1 protein-coding gene is annotated in these 1,041 nt (G+C 65.9%); it reads left to right on the top strand.

Annotation, left to right across the window (positions count from 1 at the left end; translation table 11 throughout):
* Nucleotides 1–1,022, top strand: a 1,022-nt coding sequence (locus tag ACZ6C1_RS39100) for an RNA-guided endonuclease InsQ/TnpB family protein (protein WP_469247785.1), incomplete at its 5' end; no start/stop codon positions are given.
* Nucleotides 1,023–1,041 lie beyond the last annotated feature (19 nt).

The raw sequence follows: 1,041 nt of genomic DNA, 5'->3' as shown, positions 1-1,041 counted from the left end.
GCGCCTGGCTCTGTGAGGTCTCCGCAGTCGTTCTCCAGCAGTCCCTTCGAGATCTGGACACCGCGTACCGGAATTTCTTCGACGGGCTGAGGGACAAGCGCCCGCGCATGGGCGCGCCCCGGTTCAAGTCCCGCCGGGACAATCGGCAGTCGGTTCGGTTCACCGCGAACGCACGGTGGAAGATCACAACCGGCGGAGACTTGTCGTTGCCGAAGATCGGCGATGTGCGGGTGAAGTGGTCCCGCACGCTGCCGTCCGTGCCGTCCACGGTGACCGTGATCAAGGACGCGGCCGGAAGGTACTTCTGTTCGTTTGTCATCGAGACCGGCACGGACCAGACGCTGCCCGAGACGGCCGGTCAGGTCGGGATGGACCTGGGCTTGTCGCACTTCGCGATCCTCTCGGACGGCACGAAGACCGACAGCCCGCGCTTCCTGCGCCGGGCCGAGAAGAAGCTGAAGCGGGAACAGCAGCGTCTCGCCCGCAAGGCCAAGGGATCCAGCAACAGGATCAAGGCCCGGCTGAAGGTTGCCCGCGCTCACGCGGGGGTGGCCGACGCGCGGCGTGAGTTCCACCACCAGCTCTCAACGAAGATCATCCGTGAGAACCAAGCGGTTGCCGTTGAGGACCTGGCGGTCAAGGGACTCGCCCGTACACGCCTGGCCAAGTCCGTCCACGACGCCGGATGGTCGGCATTCGTGACCATGCTGGATTACAAGGCCGCCCGGTACGGGCGCACCCTCATACAGATCGGCCGGTTCGAGCCAACCTCACAGGTCTGCTCGCAGTGTGGCGTCAAGGACGGCCCCAAGCCCCTGCACCTCCGCGTGTGGGAATGCGGGGCGTGCGGGGCCGTCCTGGACCGGGACATCAACGCGGCAGTCAACGTCGCCAAGGCCGCCGGACTGGCGGTGTCAGCCTGCGGAGCGCGGGTAAGACCGGGACTCCTCCCGGCACAGCGCGAAGAAACAGGAACCCACCGAGACGGTCAGATGCCCGTGGCAGGAATCTCCTCCCTTTAAGGAGGAGAGCGGAAGTCAA

The sequence above is a fragment of the Streptomyces sp. NPDC041796 genome (genome assembly GCF_055590785.1).
The sequence above is the reverse complement of the archived record's forward strand: the minus strand, read 5'-3'. Positions and strand labels throughout refer to the sequence as shown.